The 880-nt window shown below is 74.3% G+C and carries 2 protein-coding genes; both read left to right on the top strand.

The window, feature by feature from the left end:
* On the top strand, positions 1 to 244 hold a 244-nt coding region (locus tag B8460_RS19180; RefSeq protein ID WP_048863229.1), incomplete at its 5' end, for an ROK family protein.
* Positions 226 to 880 (top strand): Y-family DNA polymerase (locus B8460_RS19175; RefSeq protein ID WP_456303914.1); only part of this gene is annotated, 655 nt, incomplete at its 3' end. The genes B8460_RS19180 and B8460_RS19175, both read left to right, overlap by 19 nt.

The following is an 880-nucleotide window of genomic DNA, read 5'->3' as shown; positions in this document are numbered from 1 at the left end:
GCGGGCGGCGCTGGAGCGGCACCTCGACCGGCTGGCGCGAGGGCTGGCGCCGATCGTCAACATCCTCGATCCCGACTGCATCGTGCTCGGCGGCGGGCTGTCGAACATGGACCACCTCTATGACAGGTTGCCCGCGCTGATCCGCCGGCGCGCCTTCAGCGACGTGATCACCACGCCCGTGCTGCGCAACCGTCACGGCGACAGCTCCGGCGTGCGCGGGGCCGCGTGGCTGTGGCCGGCCTGACGGCGAACCCCGCCGGGCCGCCCGCCGCCGAACCCGTCCCCGCCCTCTGCCGTGACTGCGCCGCAGCGCTGCCGTGCCGCTGCGGCGGCGGGCGGATCGTGCGCCACCCCGCGCTGTTCGGCCTCACCATCGCGCATGTGGATTGCGACGCCTTCTATGCCAGCGTGGAGAAGCGCGACCGGCCGGACCTCGCCGCGCGGCCGGTGATCGTGGGCGGCGGGACGCGCGGGGTCGTCACCGCCGCCTGTTATGTCGCGCGGCTCTATGGCGTGCGCAGCGCCATGCCGATGTTCAAGGCGCTGGCCGCCTGCCCGGACGCGGTGGTGATCCGGCCCGACTTCGCGAAATACACCACCGCCGCGCGGCAGATGCGGGCGATGATGGAACGCCTGACGCCGCTGGTGCAGCCGCTGTCGATCGACGAGGCCGTGCTCGACCTCGCGGGGACCGAGGCGCTGCACGGCGCGCCGGCCGCGATCGTGCTCGCCCGGTTCGCCCTGGACGTGGAGCGGACGCTCGGCCTCACGGTGTCGATCGGCCTCGCGGCGAACCGCATGGTGGCGAAAATCGCGGCCGACCGGGACAAGCCGCGCGGCTTCGCCGTGCTGGGCGAGGAGGCGGCGGACGCGCTCGCCG

The sequence above is a fragment of the Acidisphaera rubrifaciens HS-AP3 genome (genome assembly GCF_000964365.1).
GTDB lineage: Bacteria > Pseudomonadota > Alphaproteobacteria > Acetobacterales > Acetobacteraceae > Acidisphaera > Acidisphaera rubrifaciens.
Note: the sequence above shows the minus strand (reverse complement) of the source record. Positions and strands in the feature narration are given on the sequence as shown.